General features: G+C 69.5%; 15 protein-coding genes. 3 read left to right on the forward strand and 12 right to left on the reverse strand.

Going from position 1 to position 18111, the window contains the following annotated elements; translation table 11 throughout:
- Window positions 1–184: 184 nt before the first annotated feature.
- The 8 genes from recN to AC1DVI_RS05285 form a co-directional block, all read right to left on the reverse strand.
- Window positions 185–1855 (reverse strand): DNA repair protein RecN, encoded by a 1671-nt coding sequence (gene recN, locus AC1DVI_RS05250; RefSeq protein ID WP_476957031.1) that lies wholly within the window; start codon window positions 1853–1855, stop codon window positions 185–187.
- 8 nt (window positions 1856–1863) lie between these two features.
- Window positions 1864–2682 carry an outer membrane protein assembly factor BamD gene (locus AC1DVI_RS05255; protein ID WP_145622605.1) on the reverse strand — a complete coding sequence of 273 codons (819 nt, stop codon included), beginning with the start codon at window positions 2680–2682 and terminating at the stop codon, window positions 1864–1866.
- Between the two features lie 142 nt (window positions 2683–2824).
- Window positions 2825–3562, reverse strand: coding sequence for a protein phosphatase CheZ (locus tag AC1DVI_RS05260; protein ID WP_014241238.1), 738 nt, complete (start codon window positions 3560–3562; stop codon window positions 2825–2827).
- A 200-nt stretch (window positions 3563–3762) separates the two neighbouring features.
- Entirely contained in the window at window positions 3763–4881 is a 1119-nt protein-coding gene (locus tag AC1DVI_RS05265) for a protein phosphatase CheZ (protein ID WP_476957032.1), read from the reverse strand.
- Between the two features lie 3 nt (window positions 4882–4884).
- Complete coding sequence (locus AC1DVI_RS05270) at window positions 4885–5250, reverse strand: chemotaxis response regulator CheY (protein ID WP_014241240.1); 366 nt, start codon at window positions 5248–5250, stop codon at window positions 4885–4887.
- A gap of 366 nt (window positions 5251–5616) precedes the next feature.
- A complete protein-coding gene (locus AC1DVI_RS05275; RefSeq protein WP_476957033.1) occupies window positions 5617–7662 on the reverse strand; it encodes a M24 family metallopeptidase in 2046 nt (681 codons plus the stop codon).
- 107 nt (window positions 7663–7769) lie between these two features.
- Window positions 7770–8231, reverse strand: coding sequence for a tellurite resistance TerB family protein (locus AC1DVI_RS05280; protein ID WP_149648405.1), 462 nt, complete (start codon window positions 8229–8231; stop codon window positions 7770–7772).
- 67 nt (window positions 8232–8298) lie between these two features.
- Window positions 8299–9213 carry a 50S ribosomal protein L11 methyltransferase gene (locus tag AC1DVI_RS05285; protein WP_476957034.1) on the reverse strand — a complete coding sequence of 305 codons (915 nt, stop codon included), beginning with the start codon at window positions 9211–9213 and terminating at the stop codon, window positions 8299–8301.
- Window positions 9214–9516: 303 nt separating this feature from the next.
- Between AC1DVI_RS05285 and AC1DVI_RS05290 the strand changes: the two genes are divergently transcribed.
- The gene (locus tag AC1DVI_RS05290) at window positions 9517–10662 is read left to right on the forward strand and encodes a PDZ domain-containing protein (RefSeq protein ID WP_476957035.1); all 1146 of its coding nucleotides are present in this window, start codon (window positions 9517–9519) and stop codon (window positions 10660–10662) included.
- A gap of 16 nt (window positions 10663–10678) precedes the next feature.
- Here the strand turns inward: AC1DVI_RS05290 and AC1DVI_RS05295 are convergent, their stop codons facing one another.
- Window positions 10679–11875 (reverse strand): hypothetical protein, encoded by a 1197-nt coding sequence (locus AC1DVI_RS05295; protein WP_476957036.1) that lies wholly within the window; start codon window positions 11873–11875, stop codon window positions 10679–10681.
- 143 nt (window positions 11876–12018) lie between these two features.
- Entirely contained in the window at window positions 12019–14346 is a 2328-nt protein-coding gene (locus AC1DVI_RS05300) for an ATP-dependent helicase (RefSeq protein WP_476957037.1), read from the reverse strand.
- 562 nt (window positions 14347–14908) lie between these two features.
- Here AC1DVI_RS05300 and AC1DVI_RS05305 point away from each other — a divergent pair.
- A complete protein-coding gene (locus AC1DVI_RS05305; protein WP_149163040.1) occupies window positions 14909–15598 on the forward strand; it encodes a LuxR C-terminal-related transcriptional regulator in 690 nt (229 codons plus the stop codon).
- Between the two features lie 218 nt (window positions 15599–15816).
- Window positions 15817–16506 (forward strand): LuxR C-terminal-related transcriptional regulator, encoded by a 690-nt coding sequence (locus AC1DVI_RS05310; RefSeq protein WP_476957038.1) that lies wholly within the window; start codon window positions 15817–15819, stop codon window positions 16504–16506.
- 24 nt (window positions 16507–16530) lie between these two features.
- Here the strand turns inward: AC1DVI_RS05310 and AC1DVI_RS05315 are convergent, their stop codons facing one another.
- On the reverse strand, window positions 16531–17301 hold the full coding sequence (locus tag AC1DVI_RS05315) for an alpha/beta fold hydrolase (RefSeq protein WP_476957039.1): 771 nt from the start codon (window positions 17299–17301) through the stop codon (window positions 16531–16533).
- A 211-nt stretch (window positions 17302–17512) separates the two neighbouring features.
- Window positions 17513–18073 carry a hypothetical protein gene (locus tag AC1DVI_RS05320; RefSeq protein WP_476957040.1) on the reverse strand — a complete coding sequence of 187 codons (561 nt, stop codon included), beginning with the start codon at window positions 18071–18073 and terminating at the stop codon, window positions 17513–17515.
- Between the last annotated feature and the right edge of the window lie 38 nt (window positions 18074–18111).

Raw genomic sequence — 18111 nt, forward strand, 5'->3', positions numbered from 1 at the left:
TGGCCGCCGTATGACCCCTGCGGGCGATTGCTGTGACCTGGACGGAGGATAGCCCTCTCCCCTCCGGGGAGAGGGTGGCCCAAAGGGCCGGTGAGGGGGTTGCGCTTGTGCCGAACGTGGCGCCACGCACATCCCCCTCACCCTAACCCTCTCCCCAGAGGGGAGAGGGGATAGAGGCGTTTCGCTACCCCCGCCCGGCGATCAGGCTGTCGGCGGCGGCGCGGGCCTCGGCGGTGACGGTGGCGCCGGACAGCATGCGGGCGATCTCCTCGCGACGGTCGTCACCGTCCAGTTCGACCACGCCGGTCGTCACCTGCTCGCCCTTCACCGACTTCTGGACCTTGAGGTGGATGGAGCCGCGGGCGGCGACCTGCGGGCTGTGGGTGACGACCAGCACCTGGAGCCCGTTGCCGAGAGTCGCCAGACGCTGGCCCACCGCGGCGGCGACGGCGCCGCCGATGCCGGTGTCCACCTCGTCGAACACCAGCGTGCCGACGGTCGAGGTCTGGGCCAGAACCACCTTCAGCGCCAGCATGAAGCGCGCCAGTTCGCCGCCCGACGCGATCTTGTTCAGCGCGCCGGGGGGCGATCCGGGGTTGGTGGCGACCTGGAAGGCCACGCGGTCCATGCCCGACGCCGTCCAGTCCGATTCGTCGGCCAGCGGCTCGACCAGCGTGCGGAACTTCGCCTTTTCCAGCTTCAGCGGAGCGAGTTCCGTGGCGACGGCGGCGTCCAGCCGCCCGGCGGCCTGCTGGCGCTCACGGCTCAGCGACTCGGCGGCCTTGCGGTAGGCGTCGCGGGCGACCTCCGCCTCGCGGGCGAGGCGGGCCAGCAGATCGCCCTGGTCCTCGATCAGCAGCAGCCGGTCGGCCATGTCCTTGCGCAAGGGGGCCAGCGCGTCCACGTCCACCCCGTGCTTGCGGGCGGCGGCGCGCAGGGCGAACAGCCGCTCCTCCAGCTTCTCCAGGGCCTGCGGGTCCATGTCCACGTCGGAGGACACGGCCTGGAGCCCGGCGATGGCCTCCCCCGCCTCGGTCGCGGCGCGGTCCAGGGCGGCGATGACCGGATCCAGCTTGCCGGCGGCCTTGTCGGCGATCCGGCTCAGCGTGCGGATGGCCGAGGACAGGGCGCGCTCCACCCCGCGGTCGCCCGACAGCTCCCCATAGGCGGCGTTCAGGGCGTCGACCAGCTTTTCCCGGTGCATCAGCACGGCGCGGGTCTCGGCCAGTTCCTCCTCCTCGCCGGCCTTGGGGGCCAGCGCGTCCAGCTCGGCCACGGCGTGGCGGAGATACTCCTCCTCCGAGCGGGCGCGGGCGATCTCGGCGGCGGCGTTGGCGCGCGCGTCCTCGACCTGCCTCCAGGCGCGGTGGGCGGCGGCGACCTGGGCGGCCTGGCCGGACAGTCCGGCGTAGGCGTCCAGCACGCCGCGATGGGTCTGCGGATTCAGGAGGCCGTGGGTGTCGAACTGGCCATGAACCTCGACCAGCTCCTCGCCCAGCCGCTTCAGCAGGCCGACGCCGACCGCCTGGTCGTTGACCCAGGCGCGGCTGCGGCCGTCGGCGCTGACGGTGCGGCGGACGACCAGCCGCTCCTCGGGGTCGAGCCCCTGCTCCCTGAGGATGGCGAGCGCCGGGTGGTCGCCGGACAGATCGAACTCCGCCGTCACCGACGCCTGATCGGCGCCATGGCGGACGAGGCCCGAATCGGCCCGCGCGCCCAGCGCCAAGCCCAGCGCATCGAGCAGGATCGACTTGCCCGCACCGGTCTCGCCGGTGAGGACGCACAGACCCTTGCGGAAGCCCAGCCCCAGCCGTTCGATCAGGACCACGTCCCGGATCGTCAGCGACGCCAGCATGGATCGTCCTAGAACAGGGAGCTCCAGGCTCTGCTGATCCAAGACTTCTCGTTTCGCTCCGGACGCACGTTGGCGTCCACCAGCAGTGCGTAGCTGTCCGTGTACCATTCGCTGCCGGGGAAGTTGTGGCCGAGCACGGCGGCGGCGGTCTTCGCCTCGTCCGTGATTCCCAGCGCCAGATAGCACTCCACCAGCCGGTGCAGCGCCTCAGGGACGTGGGAGGTGGTCTGGTAGTTTTCAATCACCATGCGGAACCGGCCGATGGCGGCGGTGTACTGACCCTGCTTCAGATAGAAGCGCCCGACCTCCATCTCCTTGCCGGCGAGATGGTCGTTGGTCAGGTCGATCTTGATCTTGGCGTCGCGGGCGTACTGGCTGTCCGGGAAGCGGCGCACGACTTCCGACAGCGCGTCCAGCGCCAGACGGGTCATGCGCTGGTCGCGGCGGACGTCGGTGATCTGCTCGTAATAGGACAGCGCCCGCATGTAGTAGGCGTAGGAGACGTCGGGGCTGCCCGGATGAAGCTGGATGTAGCGGTCGAGCGCCAGGATCGCGTCGTCGTACTTCAGATCCTGGTAATGGGCGTAGGCCGCCATGATCTGCGCCTTGCCCGCCCATTCGGAATAGGGGTGCTGGCGCTCCACCTCGTCATAGAGCTTGGCGGCCACCTTGAACCGCTCCTCCCGCATGGCGGCGTCGGCCTCTTGGTAGATCTGCTCGGCCGGACGCTCGACATACTGGTCCTCGGGTTTGGTCGAGGAGCAGGCGGTCAGGGCGGAAGCCAGGAGGAGGGCCGCAAGCGGCAGACGGGAAAAACGGCAGGGCATGGTCGTCGCGGTGCTTTCGAAGTTGGCCCTATATAGCACGCCGGGGCGCGGGGGCGGCAAGCCGCTTCGGCGAACAAATTTCGAACCTCGCCGCCGTGAGGCGGCCGGGCTCTCCGGAACGGAGGCCCGAATGGTGGTCCGGTCAGCCGAACAGGGCGTCGATGTCGGCCTGGCTGATGTTGCCCATCTCCTGATGGTCGGCCGGGCCGTGCAGCTCCAGCGTCTCGTCCATCTTGGTGACGGTGGGCGGCAGGGGCATCGCCTCGAACTCGCGCTTGTTCCAGTGGCTCATCATCGCGTCGACGCGCTCTTCGATGAAGGACAGGGCGCGGACGACCTTGGTGATGCGCTGGCCGGTCAGGTCCTGGAAGTTGCAGGCCTCGTAGATGCGGACGATCACGTCGTTCATGTCGTTGACGCGGTCGGCGTGGTAGCCCTCCGGCAGCGAGGACTTCAGTTCGTGAACGACCTCCTCCAGCTCCTCGGCGCAGGCCATGATGGTGTTGGTCGCGGCCTCCGTCGCCGAGACGACGGCGTTCAGTTCCTGCGATGCCTGCACGAACTTGTCGTCGCCGGCCAGCGGGTGGCGGATGGCCGCCATCTCCACCTTGGTCGCCTTGATCCGGCCCGAGATGTCGGCGATCTCGACCTGGATCTGGTCGATCTGCTGGGCGTCCATGGTCAGGAAGCGGTCGAGCTTCGCGCCGAGGTCGCTGATGGCGCGGATGACGTCGCTGTTGTCCACCGTGACCGGGCCGGACGGCAGCGACGCCAGCGCCGGCGCCAGGGCGGAGGCGTCATCCACCACCGCCTGATAAGGATTGCCGGTCCGGCGAGCCTTCTGAAGCTCCGCCATGAAGGGTTTCGAGAGATTCCTCATGCGGGCTGCGCCTCTTTCCGAAGGGACGTCCGGGGCGTCCGTGCACGCCGGCCCGTCTGGTCAGGACTGCCCGCCAAGGCCGGCATCGGCCCGGCGGGCGACGATCGTCATAGCAAACTTCATGTCCCAATTCGCCCGCCGATTGGAGCGGCGGCAACTCTTCACAAATCCGACGCCGAACCGTCTTGTTGACCGTGAGGTCAGCCGAACAGGGCGTCGATCGCCGCCTGATCCAATGGCGCCGGAGGCTCGTCCGCCGCGGGCGGCGGGGCGGCCGCCGGCTTGGCAACCGGCTTGGGGGCGGGCTTGGCCGCCGAGGCGGGCTTCGGCACCGGCTTCTTGGCGGCGGGGGCCGCAGCCGGAGCCGGGGCGGGAACCGGCGGAGCCGCGGCCGGAGCCGGACTGTCGAACAGGCTGTCGATGTCCGCCTGGCTCGCCTTCGCCGGAGCGGCCGGCACAGGGGCCGGGGCCGGGCTGTCGAACAGGCTGTCGATATCGGCCTGACTCGCCTTGGCTCCGGTCTGGGCCGCCGGGGCGGGGGCCGGAGCGGGAGCGGGTGGCGGTTCGGGAGCCGGCGGCGGCGGTGCCGCCATCGCCGGGCTGTCGAACATGCTGTCCACGTCGGCCTGGCTGACGCCGAGGCCGTCGAGCTGGGGACCGTTCAGCAGATGGGAGTCGGGCCGGGTGTCCGTGTTTTCCTGCGCGATCTGAAGGCCGGCGAGCTTCTCGACGCCCCAGATGTTGATCATCGCGTTGACGCGCTGCTCGATGTAGCGGAGCGCGTTGACCACCTTGCTGGTGCGCTGGCCGGTCAGGTCCTGGAACGAGCAGGCGGTGAAGATGTTGGTCACCTCCCCCTCGATCTCGGAGCACAGGCCGGGGTCGGCGCCATCCGCCTTCAGCTTGCCCGACAGATCCATCAGCCGTTCGGCGGCGTTCAGGATCTCGAAGGACGCGCGTTCGGTCGAGATAACGATGGCGTCCAGTTCGTTGGTGGCCGACGTGATCTTGTCGCCGCCGCCGTCGGGCGGACGCAGGGCTGCGACCTCGCGCCGCGCCTGCTCGATGGAGGCCGCCATCTCCATCAGTTCGAGCCGCAGCACTTCGACGTGCTTGGCCGCTTCCACCACTTCGTTCTGCTGATGCCAGGAGTTGCGGAACTCCAGCAGCATGCTGCGCACCTCCTCCGCCGCGGCCCCATGGGCCCGGCGGTGGAAGCGGCGCAGGAAGGCTCGCCCCTTTGTGGTGCGGGCGATCGCTTCCTCGATCTGGTCGAACTCTTCCTCGGAAAGCTGCGGAAGCTGATCCAACCCAACCACTCCTTACCCGCCGATGACGGCCTGAATCTTCTGCTTCAGGGTGTCGGCGTTGAAAGGCTTGACGATGTAGTTGTTCACACCGGCCTGCTTGGCGGCGATCACGTTCTCGGTCTTGCTTTCGGCGGTGACCATGATGAACGGGGTCGAGGCGAGCTTGGCGTCGGCGCGGATCTCCTTGAGGAGCTGCAGACCGGTCATCGGCTCCATGTTCCAGTCGGAAATGATGAGGCCAAACTTGCTCTCGCGCAGCTTCTGCAGGGCCGAGACGCCGTCGCCGGCCTCGTCGATGTCCGTGTAGCCGATCTGGGTCAGGAGGTTCCGCACGATGCGCCGCATGGTGGCGTAGTCATCGACGACAAGGATCTTCATCTACGCGTCTCCGCATTCTTCCGTTGCTAGGCCCCGGCCCGGCGTTCAGCCCGCCCGGCGCGGCATGGCGTGCGCCGAGGTCGGTCTGGTCCGACTGTGATGCCTTAAGTCTGCCGAAAAGTCATCCCTCACGGCGACAGTGACGCACGCCCGTAAATATCGGGTTACCAAGACCGCCGAATTTCCGCCGCGCCCCGACGCGATGAGGCATCGTTTGAGGGCACGGGCGAGCGTCCGGCGGCGGCCCGAACAGGCATGCCCCTGCGCCGGGTGGGGACCTTGCCAGATTTCACAGGCGAACGCACGGGCTGATTCTCGCTCCATACGCCCCACCCACCGGCAATGGTCCACCCCGGGCCATCGCCCTCAATCGATGATCGGGGAGGTCGCCTGCCTCAACCACTGCGTCACGGCACCGCCCTCCTCACCCGCGATCCGCGGCTCCAGCGCCTCGCGCACCTGGGTGTGGTAGGCGTTCAACCAGGCGATCTCCGCCTGGGTCAGCAGCGCCGGCTCGACCAGATTGCGGTCGATCGGGGCCAGGGTCAGCACCTCGAACCCCAGCATGGGCCGCTCCGCCATGGGCAGGTCGAGCGGCTGGACGACGATCAGGTTCTCGATGCGGATGCCATAGGCGCCGGTCTTGTAGTAGCCGGGCTCGTTGGACAGGATCATGCCGGGCTGCAGCGCCACGCTGTTCGGCACCTTGGAGATCCGCTGCGGCCCCTCATGCACCGACAGGTAGCTGCCCACCCCGTGGCCGGTGCCGTGGTCGTAGTCCAGCCCCAGCGACCACAGGGGCAGACGGGCCAGCGTGTCGAGCTGCGACCCCGTGGTGCCGCGCGGGAAGCGCGCCGTGCTGACGGCGATGTGGCCCTTGAGGACCAGGGTGAAGCGCTCGCGCATTTCCGGGGTCGGCGCGCCGATGGCGATGGTGCGCGTCACGTCGGTGGTGCCGTCCTGATACTGGGCGCCGCTGTCCAGCAGGAACAGGCTGCCCGGCTCCAGCCGGCGGTCGGTCGCCTCCGACACCCGGTAATGGACGATGGCGCCGTTCGGCCCGGCCCCGGAGATCGTGTCGAAGCTGAGGCCGCGGAAGCGGTCGTTGGCGCGGCGGAAGGCCAGCAGCCGCTCCGCCGCCGCGATCTCCGTCACGGTGCCCGACGGCGCCTCCTGCGACAGCCAGTGCAGGAAGCGGACGAGCGCCGCGCCGTCGCGGGCGTGGGCGGCGCGGGTGCCGGCCAGCTCCGCCTCGTTCTTGCAGGCCTTGGGCAGGGCGCAGGGGTCGGGGTCGCGCTCCAGCTTGGCGCCGGCCATGTGCAGCCGGTCGAAGATCCAGGCCGATGTGCCGGCCGGGTCGGCCATCACCTTGCGCCCCTCGCGCCCCAGCCCGTCGAGCGCGGCGCCCAACTCGTCGGGCGCGCGCACGGCGACCTGATTGCCAAGGTGGGATTCCACGCCCGGCGCCAACTTGCGGCGGTCGATGAACAGGTCCACCTGCCCGTCGTCCTTCAGGATCGCGAAGGACAGCGGCAGCGGCGTGCAGGGCACGTCCGCGCCGCGCAGGTTGAGCAGCCACGCGATGGAGTCGGGCTGGGTCAGCACCACGGCGCCGATTCCGTTGCGCGTCAGGTCGCCGGCGATGCGGGCGCGCTTGTCGGCGGCGCTGTCCCCGGCGAAGGCGATGTCCTGGGCGACCACCGGAGCCAGCGGAGGCGGCGGCTGGTCCGTCCACACGCGGTCCACCGGGTTGTCCGGGCAGGGCACCAGCGACAGGCCGATGCGCTCCAGCTGCTGGCGGGTGCGCTCCACCCAGCCGGCGGTGTGCAGCCACGGATCGTAGCCGAGCCGTCCGCCGCGCGGCAGCGCCTCCCCCGCCCATTCGGTCAGCGGATCGTCGACCAGATGCCGGTATTCGTAGAGGTCGCCCGACACCTCCGCCTGGACCTGCAGGGTGTAGCGCCCGTCCACGAAGAGGGCGGCGCGCTGCCGCCCCACGATGGCGTGGCCCGCCGACCCGGTGAAGCCGGTCAGCCAGGCGAGGCGCTGGGCGCGCGGCGGCACATACTCGCCCTGATGCTCGTCGCCGCGCGGCACGATGAAGCCGTCGAGGTCGGCGCGCGCCAGGACGCCGCGCAGGGCGGCGATGCGGGCGGCGTAATCCGGCGCCCCGGCGGCGCGGCCAGCGGCGAGACAGCTGTCGGCAAGTTCGGCCTTCAGGGCGCGGAGCTGCCCGGCGAGATCCTCGGGAAGGCTTGCCCCGACCAGAACCATCCAGCCGTCGGGGTCCTCCCCCTCCGGCGCGGCAAGCACCCCGGCGACGAGGCCGCGGATGTCCGCGGGGGTTTGGGGCAGGCCCGCTCGGGCCAGGAGCTGCGCCAGGGTTTCGTCGCCGCGGTAAGCGCTGGACACGGGGGCTGATCCTCATCCGGTGAAGCCGACCGCGACAGGCTAGGCAGGGACGCCCCACCGCGCAAGCGCGGGAAAGGGCATAGCCGCGCGAAAGCCCCCGGACGGCTCTACAGCCCCGAATCGTCGGGCAGGCCCAGCCGCTCCAGGACGCGCTTGCGTGCAAGGCCGCGGTCGACGTCGGGAACGTGCAGCAGGCCGCCGATGCGGCGCAGCAGATTCGCCTCCAGGTCGTTCAGCTCGCCGTCGGCGTAGGCGACCTCCCACAGCATCTCGATGATCCACAGCCGCTTGTCCGGCGGGCAATGGTCGTTGATCACCGTGACGTAGCGGTAGTAGGGCGAGGCGCCCTCCGTGTCGAACACGGCGGCGGACAGCAGGTCCTGCGCCTCTTCCTCGCTCAGATGGAAGTGGCGGCGCGTGACGTCGAGGATGCGCTCGCGCTCCGCCGGGGAAATGGTGTTGTCGGTGCGTGCGGCCTCGACCAGAAGGGCGGCGGCGGCGGCCTCCAGCCTGTGGCGGTCGTCGCCGGGGTCGTTCTCCTGGAACAGCGCCCTGATCCGGTTCAGCATCGGTCCTCCGCAGATCGTCCATATGTCCGCAAGACATTGGCGGCGGGAGGACCGAAATCCAGGGGTGTCAGCCCTTTACGGCTTTCCGCTTCGGGCGCTTCACCACAAGGGTGGTCCATTCGCCGACCGGGATGCGCGCAACCAGATGCAGGCCCTGCGTGCGGTGCGCCTGGATGACGTGGCGTTCCTGCCGGTTCAGCAGGCCGGCCAGCACGGCCACGCCGCCGCGCTGCAGATGCCGCTTCAGCTGCGGCGCCATGCGGGCCAGCGGGCGGGCCAGGATGTTGGCGGTGATCAGGCGGTAGGGCTTGTGCCTGCCCACGATGGCGGTGTGGTAGCCGTCGCCGCCCTGCGAGCGGATGCGGGCCTTCACCCCGTTGAGGGCGGCGTTGACGCGGGTGACGCGCACCGCCTCCGGGTCGATGTCCACGGCGGTGACGGGGACCCGCCAGCGCTTGGTCACGGCCAGCGCCAGGATGCCCGAGCCGCAACCCATGTCGAGCGCCCCGCCACGCCCGGCGCGCGGCAGGCTCATCCGCCGGGCCAGCCGGTCCAGCGCCATCAGGCAGCCCTTGGTCGAGCCATGCTCGCCGGTGCCGAAGGCGGTGGCGGCGTCGACCAGCAGCGGGATGCTGCCCGCCGGGACAAGCCCCTCATGGTGGGAGCCGTGGACGAAGAAGCGCCCGGCCTGGATCGGCGGAAAACCCTGATAGCTGTGCGACACCCAGTCGATGAGGGGCAACTCCTCGACGATCAGCTTCGGCTCGGGGATGCCCACGGCCTCGGCCAGCACGGCGACGCGGGCGTTCAGCCGCGGCTCGTCCGGCTGCCCGTAGACCGTCGCCTCGACCAGCCAATCGCCGTGTTCCTCCAGCTCGAAGGTGGACACCGCGTCGGCGTGGTCGCCAATCGCCTCGGCGAACGCGGGGGCGTGGGCTTCGGGAATGACGAGCGCGATGCGCCAGAGCTTGGAGGAGGACATGGGGAAGGTCGCCGATGATGGGGTGGTCATTGTCTGGTGGGAGACTTAACCACAGAGACGCGGCGACACAAAGATTTCCTGCGGCCGGACGCACGGCTCCATCGCCGCACAGGGCTGCCGCATCCGGAAACGGGTCCGTCGCGCTGGATCGACCGCAGGGTGCGACGTTTTGGCCGACGAAAGCACGGCACAGGCTTGCCGCCGCTTTTCTTACCACTTTTGAGCGGGCACACTGCGCCCGGGGACAAGCGGACCCGAGGTCCGCAGGAGGCTGTTTTGCGGGTGCAGGGGGAGACGGGCTTGATGCAGCGTGTTTGCAAAGCGGCCAGGGCGTGGATGACCGCGCTGCTGGCGATTTCCGGGGCGGTGATGGTGTCGGGCTGCGCGCTCGATCCGGTCGGGCTGGCGATCGGAGCGGCAGGCTCGGTGAGCGGGCCGTCGGAAGCGTCGATGACGGCCGATGTCGCCGCCGCCTACCGAGGGACGGATTGCCCGACGCTGGCGGCGCTGCTGAAAGCTTACAACGACCCGCTGCCCACTCTGAGCGGCAGCGAACGCCAAGCGCAGATGATCCACATCACCGCGGTGCGGCAGCTCATGGCGGAGCAGCGCTGCCCGGCGGAGGGCACCGCGGCGGTGGCGAATGCGGGCTCCGCTTCGGCGGCGGTCACCGCCGGGCCCGGCACGGCCGGTTCCGCCCCGGCACCAGCGGCGGCGCGCGAACCGCAGGGGGCGATGGGGACGGCCGTGGAGCCCCTGACCCCCCATCTGGTGCAGGCCTTGGGGCTGGAATCGCCGCGCGGTCTGGTGGTGACGGCGCTGGCACCGGGCAAGGCGGCCGAGCTGTCGGGCATCCGGGCGGGCGACGTGATCCTGGAGGTGCACGGCGTGGCGGTGGACGATGCCGTGCAGATGCGCCGCGTCCTGGGCGCGGTGCCCAGCGGGCAGAGCGTGCTGGTCAAGCTGTGGCGCGCCCGCGAGCCGCGCGAGCTGATCGTCGGCCCGATCACCAGCACCACCCCGGCCCTGCCGCCGGGTGCTGTGTACGCCGATGCGCCGGTCCTGCCTGCCGCGCCGGTGCGCGAGCGCTTCTGCGTGGCCCAAATGACCGGTTCGGGCCTGTTCTCGAGCAGCGTGCACTCGCCACTGTTCACGGTGCGAAACGACGGCAGCGAGGCGGAAAGCGCCAAGCTGACGACAGCCTTTTTGGAGGCGGCGCGGAAGGCTCAACCCGGATATTGGCTGGCGCCGCACCCGCGGCCGACCTGCAGCCGGGATTCGAAGGTCTGCACGTCGGCCAGCGCCGACTCCGACGTGCTGATGATGATGTGCGAGACGGACCGCGGAAAGGGCGTGGAGATCTACGAAGCGCTGCGGCGGGACAAGTCGCTGACCGAACTGCCCTGGTCGCCGCCGGGGTCGCCGCCGGGGTCGCCGCCGGCGTCGTGAGGCGAAGCCGGCGGAGTTACCGTCCCGACAGCCGGTCCGCGATGTCATGCATCCCCTGCTCGCGCAGGATCGCCTGACGGTGGCGGATCAGGCGGCGGGCCAGCGCCTTCTCGACCTCGGCGCCGCCGAGCAGGCGCCCCTGCGGATCGCGCAGATGGGTGGCGAGGTGGTCGGCCAGCAGCGCCTCCTTCTTCGGGTCGCGGCGGTCGAGCGGCTGGGTGCCGTTCAGCGAGTGCTGGATGCGCTCCAGCAGGACAGCGCGGCAGCAGGGCGCGCGCCCCTGGACGATCAGCGCCCCGACATGGGCGAGCAGGGGGCTGACCGGCTCGCTCTTCGGCTGCGGGTCGCGGCCCAGGATCAGGTCGGCCAGAGCGCACAGCCCCAGGGCGAGGTTCGGCTGCGCGCCCAGAAGCTCCTTCACCAGCTCGGCGGAGCCCAGCGCGTCGGCCATCACCCCGTCGAGCAGGGCGAGGTGCCGCGGCTCGACCTCCGGCCCGATCAGGTCGAGCAGCATCTCCAGCTTGCCGGCCAGCGAATTGCGGTCGGCCAGATGAACGGTGAGCTGGCTGAGGAAGGCGAAATCGTGCCCCTCCTCCCCCACCGCCGAGGCAAGGACCCGGCTGGAGCGGGACAGGTCGGCGGGGTCGAAGGCCGGCAGCGCCTTGCGCTCCGCCTGGAAATCGCGGGCGCGGGTCATCACGACGTCGGCAAAGGCCCGCAGCTCGCGCGCCCGCGCCGGCACCGCGACGCCGTGGCGGTCCGCATGGTGGCGGGCCACCGCCTGGAGCGCCGCGCCCAGCAGCAGGCCCTGCTCGTCCAGTTTGCGCAGGTAGGTCCAGGAATGGAGAAGCTCGGTCGGGGTGATGCGGAATTTGTCGAGGAAGGGGCGCAGCAGCCGCCCGGTGACCACCCGCGACTCGAACCCGTAGAGATCGCCGGGGGCCGTGCAGTAGGGCGCCCCCTCCGCCGTGCCGCCCAGCGTCATGGGCTTGTCCGTCACCACCGGAACGGCCTTCTGGAAGATCACCGTCTCCAGCGACAGCCCGGCCAGCGAACGGAACTTGAGGGTCTTGACCTCCTCCACCCCGCTGACCGCCAACCAACTGCGGGCGGAGGCCAGGGCCCGGCGCTCGTCGTCGTAGGTCCCCTCGATCGTCCAGCGGCCCTCGCGGCGGATCTGGACCTCGAACGCGGTGCTGCTCTTGCCGAACACTGGGCGGGTTCCGTGGTTGTGGGCGCGCTGTCTGAACCCCACCAGTAGCCGAACGCCGCCGCCGGACCTGTGACGATCGTCACCGCGGCGGAGCGCTGCGGCAATCGGTCACCCTGCCCTCACCAACCCGCCCCCTGATTTCGTCAGCCCGCCTTCTCCGCCGGCACCACGAAGCTGTCCATCACCTTCTTGCTGCCGGCCTGGTCGAAGTCGATCTCCAGCTTGTCCTGGTCAACCGAGGTGACGGTGCCGTAGCCGAACTTCTGGTGGAACACCCGCGCCCCCTTCGGGAAGGGCGCGTTCGCGCGCGCGCGCGGGGCGACCTGATAGGAACCGCTGTCCAGCGTGATGGTGCGCGGCGACGGGGGCTGCTGGCGGCCCGCCGCCTGCTGGCCGGCGCGGAAGGCGGCGTAGCTCGACGAATCGCGGAAGCTCCCGCCCCCGCCGAAGCCGCCGCCGGGATAGAGACCGCTCGCCGCCTCCGCCTCGACGTCGCCGCCGGGGATCTCCTCGACGAAGCGGGAGGGGATGGCGCTGACCCAATTGCCGTAGAGCCGCCGGTTGGCCGCGTGGCTGATGTAGGCCCGCTTGCGCGCCCGGGTCAGCCCGACATAGGCGAGGCGGCGCTCCTCCTCCAACCCGGCGATGCCGGTCTCGTCCAGCGCGCGCTGGTTGGGGAACACGCCCTCCTCCCAGCCGGGCAGGAAGACCATGTCGAACTCCAGCCCCTTGGCGCCGTGCAGGGTCATCACCGTGACCTGATCGACGCCGGCGGCCTCGGCGTTCTCCATGACCAGGGCGACATGCTCCAGGAAGCCCGACAGGTTCTCGAACTCCGCCATGGCGGTGACGAGTTCCTTGAGGTTCTCCAGCCGGCCCGGCGCCTCGGGCGTCTTGTCCTCCTGCCACATGCGGGTGTAGCCGGACTCGTCCAGCACCATGCGGGCCAGTTCGGTGTGCGGCATGGTCGCCGACAGGGTGCGCCAGCGGAAGAAGTCCTGAAGCAGGTTGCGCATCACGCCGCGCACCTTGGGCTTCAGCTCGTCCGTCTCGGTCAGCGCCCAGCCGGCCTCGGTCAGCGGCATCCCGCGCGAGCGCGCCGCCTGATAGAGGCATTGCAGGGCCGCCGGGCCGACGCCGCGCTTGGGCACGTTGACGATGCGCTCGAAGGCCAGATCGTCGTCGGGCGAGTTGACGACGCGCAGATAGGCCAGCGCGTCGCGGATCTCCTGACGCTCGTAGAAGCGCGGGCCGCCAATCACCCGGTAGGGCAGGCCCAGCGTGATGAAGCGCTCCTCGAACTCGCGGGTCTGGAAGCCGGCGCGGACCAGGACGGCGATCTGGGCGAGCGAGAAGCCCTGGCGCTGCAGCGCCTCGATCTCGTCGCCGACCCAGCGGGCCTCCTCCTCGCCGTCCCAGACGCCGCGCACGCGCACCGGCTCGCCGCCGTCCGCCTGGGTCCACAGCGTCTTGCCGAGCCGCCCCTTGTTGTTGGCGATCAGGCCGGAGGCGGCGGACAGGATGTGCCCGGTGGAGCGGTAGTTCTGCTCCAGCTTGACCACCTTGGCACCGGGGAAGTCGGCCTCGAAGCGCAGGATGTTGCCGATCTCCGCACCGCGCCAGGCGTAGATCGACTGGTCCTCGTCGCCGACGCAGCAGATGTTCTTGTGGGCCTGCGAGAGGATGCGCAGCCACAAATACTGGGCGACGTTGGTGTCCTGATACTCGTCGACCAGGATGTACTTGAACTTGCGGTGGTATTCGGCCAGCACGTCGGGGTGCTTCTGGAACAGCGTGATGTTGTGCAGCAGAAGGTCGCCGAAGTCGCAGGCGTTCAGCGTGCGCAGCCGCTCCTGGTAGGCGCGGTAGAGCGCCACCACGCGCCCGCCGGCCACGTCGCCGCCGTCGCCCTCGTTCAGCCGGTCCGGGGTCAGGCCGCGGTCCTTCCAGCGCTCGATCACGCCCAGCACCTGCCGCGCCGGCCACTTCTTGGAATCGACGTTCGCCGCTTCCAGAAGCTGCTTGATCAGGCGGATCTGGTCGTCGGTGTCGAGGATGGTGAAGTTGGACTTCAGCCCCACCAGCTCCGCATGGCGGCGCAGGATGCGCGCGGCCAGGGCGTGGAAGGTGCCCAGCCACCAGCCCTCCGGTTCGATCCCCATCAGATGGGCGACGCGCTCCCGCATCTCGCGGGCGGCCTTGTTGGTGAAGGTCACCGCCAGGATCTGGAAGGCGGCGGCGCGGCGCGTCATCAGCAGATGGGCCAGCCGGGTGGTCAGCACGCGCGTCTTGCCCGTGCCGGCGCCGGCCAGCACCAGAACCGGGCCGTCCAGAGCCTCGACCGCCTCGCGCTGCACGGGGTTCAGCCCGTCCAGATAGGCGAAACGCTGCGCCGGCGCGGGGGCCGAAGCGCCCGCGTGGCTGAGGGGATCATGGCCCAGCGGATCGTCGTAGGCGTAGGGATCGGACATGCGGCACCGGAGTTCCTGGGCGGGCTCCCCCGCGGTCGGGAGACGCCCTTCGTCGAAAGAGGACACCGTATATAGCACGCCCCCCGGCCCATCGAACCCCTTCCCTCGACGGAACGGCCGGGACGCTCCGCCAATCGGCATGGGACTAGGCCCATGGGCCGAAATACGCGTGACCAGCGCTATGCCTCACCCCATAGCGCTGGTCTTATCTCAATAGCCCGAAGTCACATCGGCCATAGGAGCCCAAGAATCACCCGCAGTCACAGACAAATCACAGGGTGAGCCGAATTCTGAACCGAATGATTATTCCGCGTGGGACATTCGTGAATGGTTCGTTGGACGGTTTGTCTTATTTCGGCTTAGGGCATATGCCCATTGCGAGACATAGTTTTTCCTTTGGGGAAATTTTCTGTTCCGCAAATCCGGGGTAAGGTCCAATCAGATCGTGGCACCCCGGAACCAAACGGACAGCCGCGGAGAGCGGCCCTCCCACCGGACCGGATGTCCACGGAGGCGCCAGACGAACGACCGAATTGAAACAAACAGAGGGCGGGTAGGAACAATGGACCCCGTGAACGTTTTCCTGATCGACGCGAACAAGCTCTTCCGCGAAGGCATGAAGCGTCTGTTCGAGAACACGCCCTTCAAGGTGATGGGCGAGGCGGGCACCCTGCGTGAGGGTGTTCCGGCGGTCGAGGCGGCGGGCACCCAGCCCGACCTGGTCCTCATCGATCTCGTCAACGGCGGCGAGGACGAGGCCGACCAGCTTCGCGCCCTGCGCGACGGCCATCCCGGCATCCGCGTCGTCATCCTGACCACCGACCTTTGCACCCGCCGTCTGTCGGGCGCGCTCGGCGCCGGCGCCCATGGCTACCTGATGAAGGACATCGCCTGCGAAGCGCTGATGCAGTCGCTGAAGCTGGTGATGATGGGCGAGAAGGTGTTCCCCACCCATCTGGCCGAACTGCTGATCAACGGCCGCAGCGAAGAACTGGCGACCGAGGTCCCGGCCCGCCGCAAGGGCCTGTCCCAGCGTGAGATCCAGATCCTGCGCTGCCTGCTGAACGGCAACTCCAACAAGATGATCGCCAACCACCTCCACATCACGGAGGCCACGGTGAAGGTCCATCTGAAGAGCCTGCTGCGCAAGATCAACGCCTCCAACCGCACCCAGGCGGCGATCTGGGCGCTGAACAACGGCATCGGCGATCAGCCGGCGGAAGCCGCCGGGGTCAACGCCAGCGTGGTCTGACGCATCCTTGCGGTTCTGCTTTCCCGGCACCGACAACGCCGGCCGCGCCATCCCGCGGCCGGCGTTGTCGCATCCGGAGCACCCGTTTTGGGTGCGGCGGCATGCCGTAAGTGGTGCGCCATAGAACCAAAGGCCCTCTTCTGCCTCGAAATGATGATGGCTATTTCAGCAATACGTTCCGAATTTGTTTGGATCGCAGCCCCGACACGATGAGCATCATGGAAGCCAGCGCGGAAAAGCCGACCCTGAACGTTCTGCTTGCCGACGATCACCTGCTGTTCCGGGACGGGCTGCGGCGTCTGCTCGCCCAATCCGACGACAGCATGGTGTTTCACGAGGCGGGGACGTTCGACGACGTCCGCCGCCTGTGCGACGGCGCCATCGCCTTCGACCTCGTCCTGCTGGATCTCGGCATGCCGGGATGGAACGGTTTTTCCCTGCTCGGCGACATCCACCAGCGGCTTCCCAAGGCGCTTCTGGTCGTCGTGTCGGGATCGGAAAAGCGGTCGGACCTGCTGGCCGCGCTGGAGAACGGCGCCGCCGGCTTCATCCCGAAGTCGAGCAGCGCCAAGGTGCTGATGGGCGCCCTCCAGCTCGTGCTCGCCGGGGGCGTCTATCTGCCGGAACAGGCGATCCGCGGCGACCGCATGACCGACAGCACGCCGCACGCCGGCAACGGCGCCGGGGAGTCCGATCCGATGGGGTCCTTGGCCGACGGTGCGGGCGACCAGCTGACCCCGCGCCAGCGCGACGTGCTGAACCGCCTGCGCGACGGCAAGTCCAACAAGCAGATCGCGCATGAGTTGGGCCTGACCGAAGGCACGGTGAAGGTCCATGTGACCGCCATCCTGCGCCAGCTCGGCGTCCGCAACCGGACCCAGGCGGCGATCACCGCAAACGGTTTCTGACCGGGCGCCCTTTCGCAGCCCTTCTCAGGCCCCTCCGCGCTCCACCGAGGCGACCAACGCGGCCAGGGCGCCGCGGATGGCCGATTCGTGCTTGGCAGGCAAAACCTGCTGGCCGGGGACGGTCACCACGGTCAGGTTGCGGCAACCGGTCAGACGCTGCTCCAGAAAGGACCCGCCCGCAAAGCCGGCCGGCATGTCCTTCCCCTGCACCAGCATGACCGGCACGCGGATCGCGTCGAGCGCGGGCGCCATGGCCTGAAGCTCCGCCGCGCTGTCGCAAACGACGGGCGGCAGGATGCGGGCGGCGATGCGGCGGAACATGCCCGGCCGAGTTGCTTCCTCGGCCATCGGGTCGATCAGCAGCAGGCCGCCGACCAACTCCGGAAACTCCAGAACAGCCCGCAGCGCCACCGGCACGCCGCCGCTACTGCCGACGAGAAGCGGCTTGCGCGAGCGGCGGAGCGCCAGCAGCGGACGCAACGCCGCCGCCGGCACGCCGGGGTCGCCGCCGCGCAGCCGGGAGGCGCCGTTGATCGGCGTCGGATCGGGACGCGGCACGGCCACCCATTCCTGCCCCGCCGGGACGGCGCGCAACAGGCGGGTCCAGGCCCTGGAGTCGCTGGACGTCGCGTGGATCAGGATGATTCGCCGCCCGGCGGGATCGCCGGCGACGATGCAGCCCGGCCCCATCTCCCGCGATGCGCCGCAGCTTGCGGTTGGCACTTCGCCCGGCGACGACGGCACGAGGCCGAACGCGGCTCCCGCGGGCCGCCCGGCGCTGCTGTGTATGGTCAAGGCTCCGCTCCCCGATTCCCGAACACGTCGCGGAGATCGTCTCCGCCGATTGACAGGGAGCCTAATGGAGGGTTCGCAGCCTTGTCCCGTACCATAAAAAGGCCCGAAATGGCGCGAACGGTGGCCGCAAGTCACGAAAATCGCAGGTTTTTACCCCAATTGTTGTGCAGTCCCGCCATTCCTGGCGGAACCCGCACAATAATGTGGAACATCAGTGGATGGTGTTGCCGTCGGGAAGCGCCTCGACCGGGCGGTCGTCGCGCGGCTCGGACGGACGGTGCAACTCGCGCATCAGGTCCCGCCAGTCCGGCGACCCGCCGAGCTGCTGGATCAACTGCGTGGAGAAGGCGAAGACGGCCATCTCCAGCGGCCCGTTGTCCTCGGCGTGGGCGTTGACGGTCAGGCAGGATTCGGCGGCGCTGACGAAGATGGCCGACGCGATGGCCACCCCCGCGCCCGGCTCGGGCAACGGCACCGGGACCGGGGCGAACCCGGTGGTGCGCAGCGCCGACAGGTTCTCCACCAGCAGGCGCGTGCGGATGGCGGTGTCGATGGCCGCCCCCATGGTGTAGCCGGCCTCCGACTCCGCGGCGGAGCGCAACAGGCGCAATCCCGCGATCACCCCATGGGTGACGTCGGCGGTGCCGGCGCGCTTGAGGGCCGCGGCGATGGCGGTGCCAAGGATGGCGGTGACCACCGGCGCCATGCTTTCGGCGTCATCGCCCATGACGGCGGCGTCGGTGGACTCTTCGTGGTTCTGGACCTCGTTCATGCGGCCTCCGATCCGGTGATACCCTGGATGGCGTGCGG

Source organism: Azospirillum sp. P4_B5 (assembly GCF_056402275.1).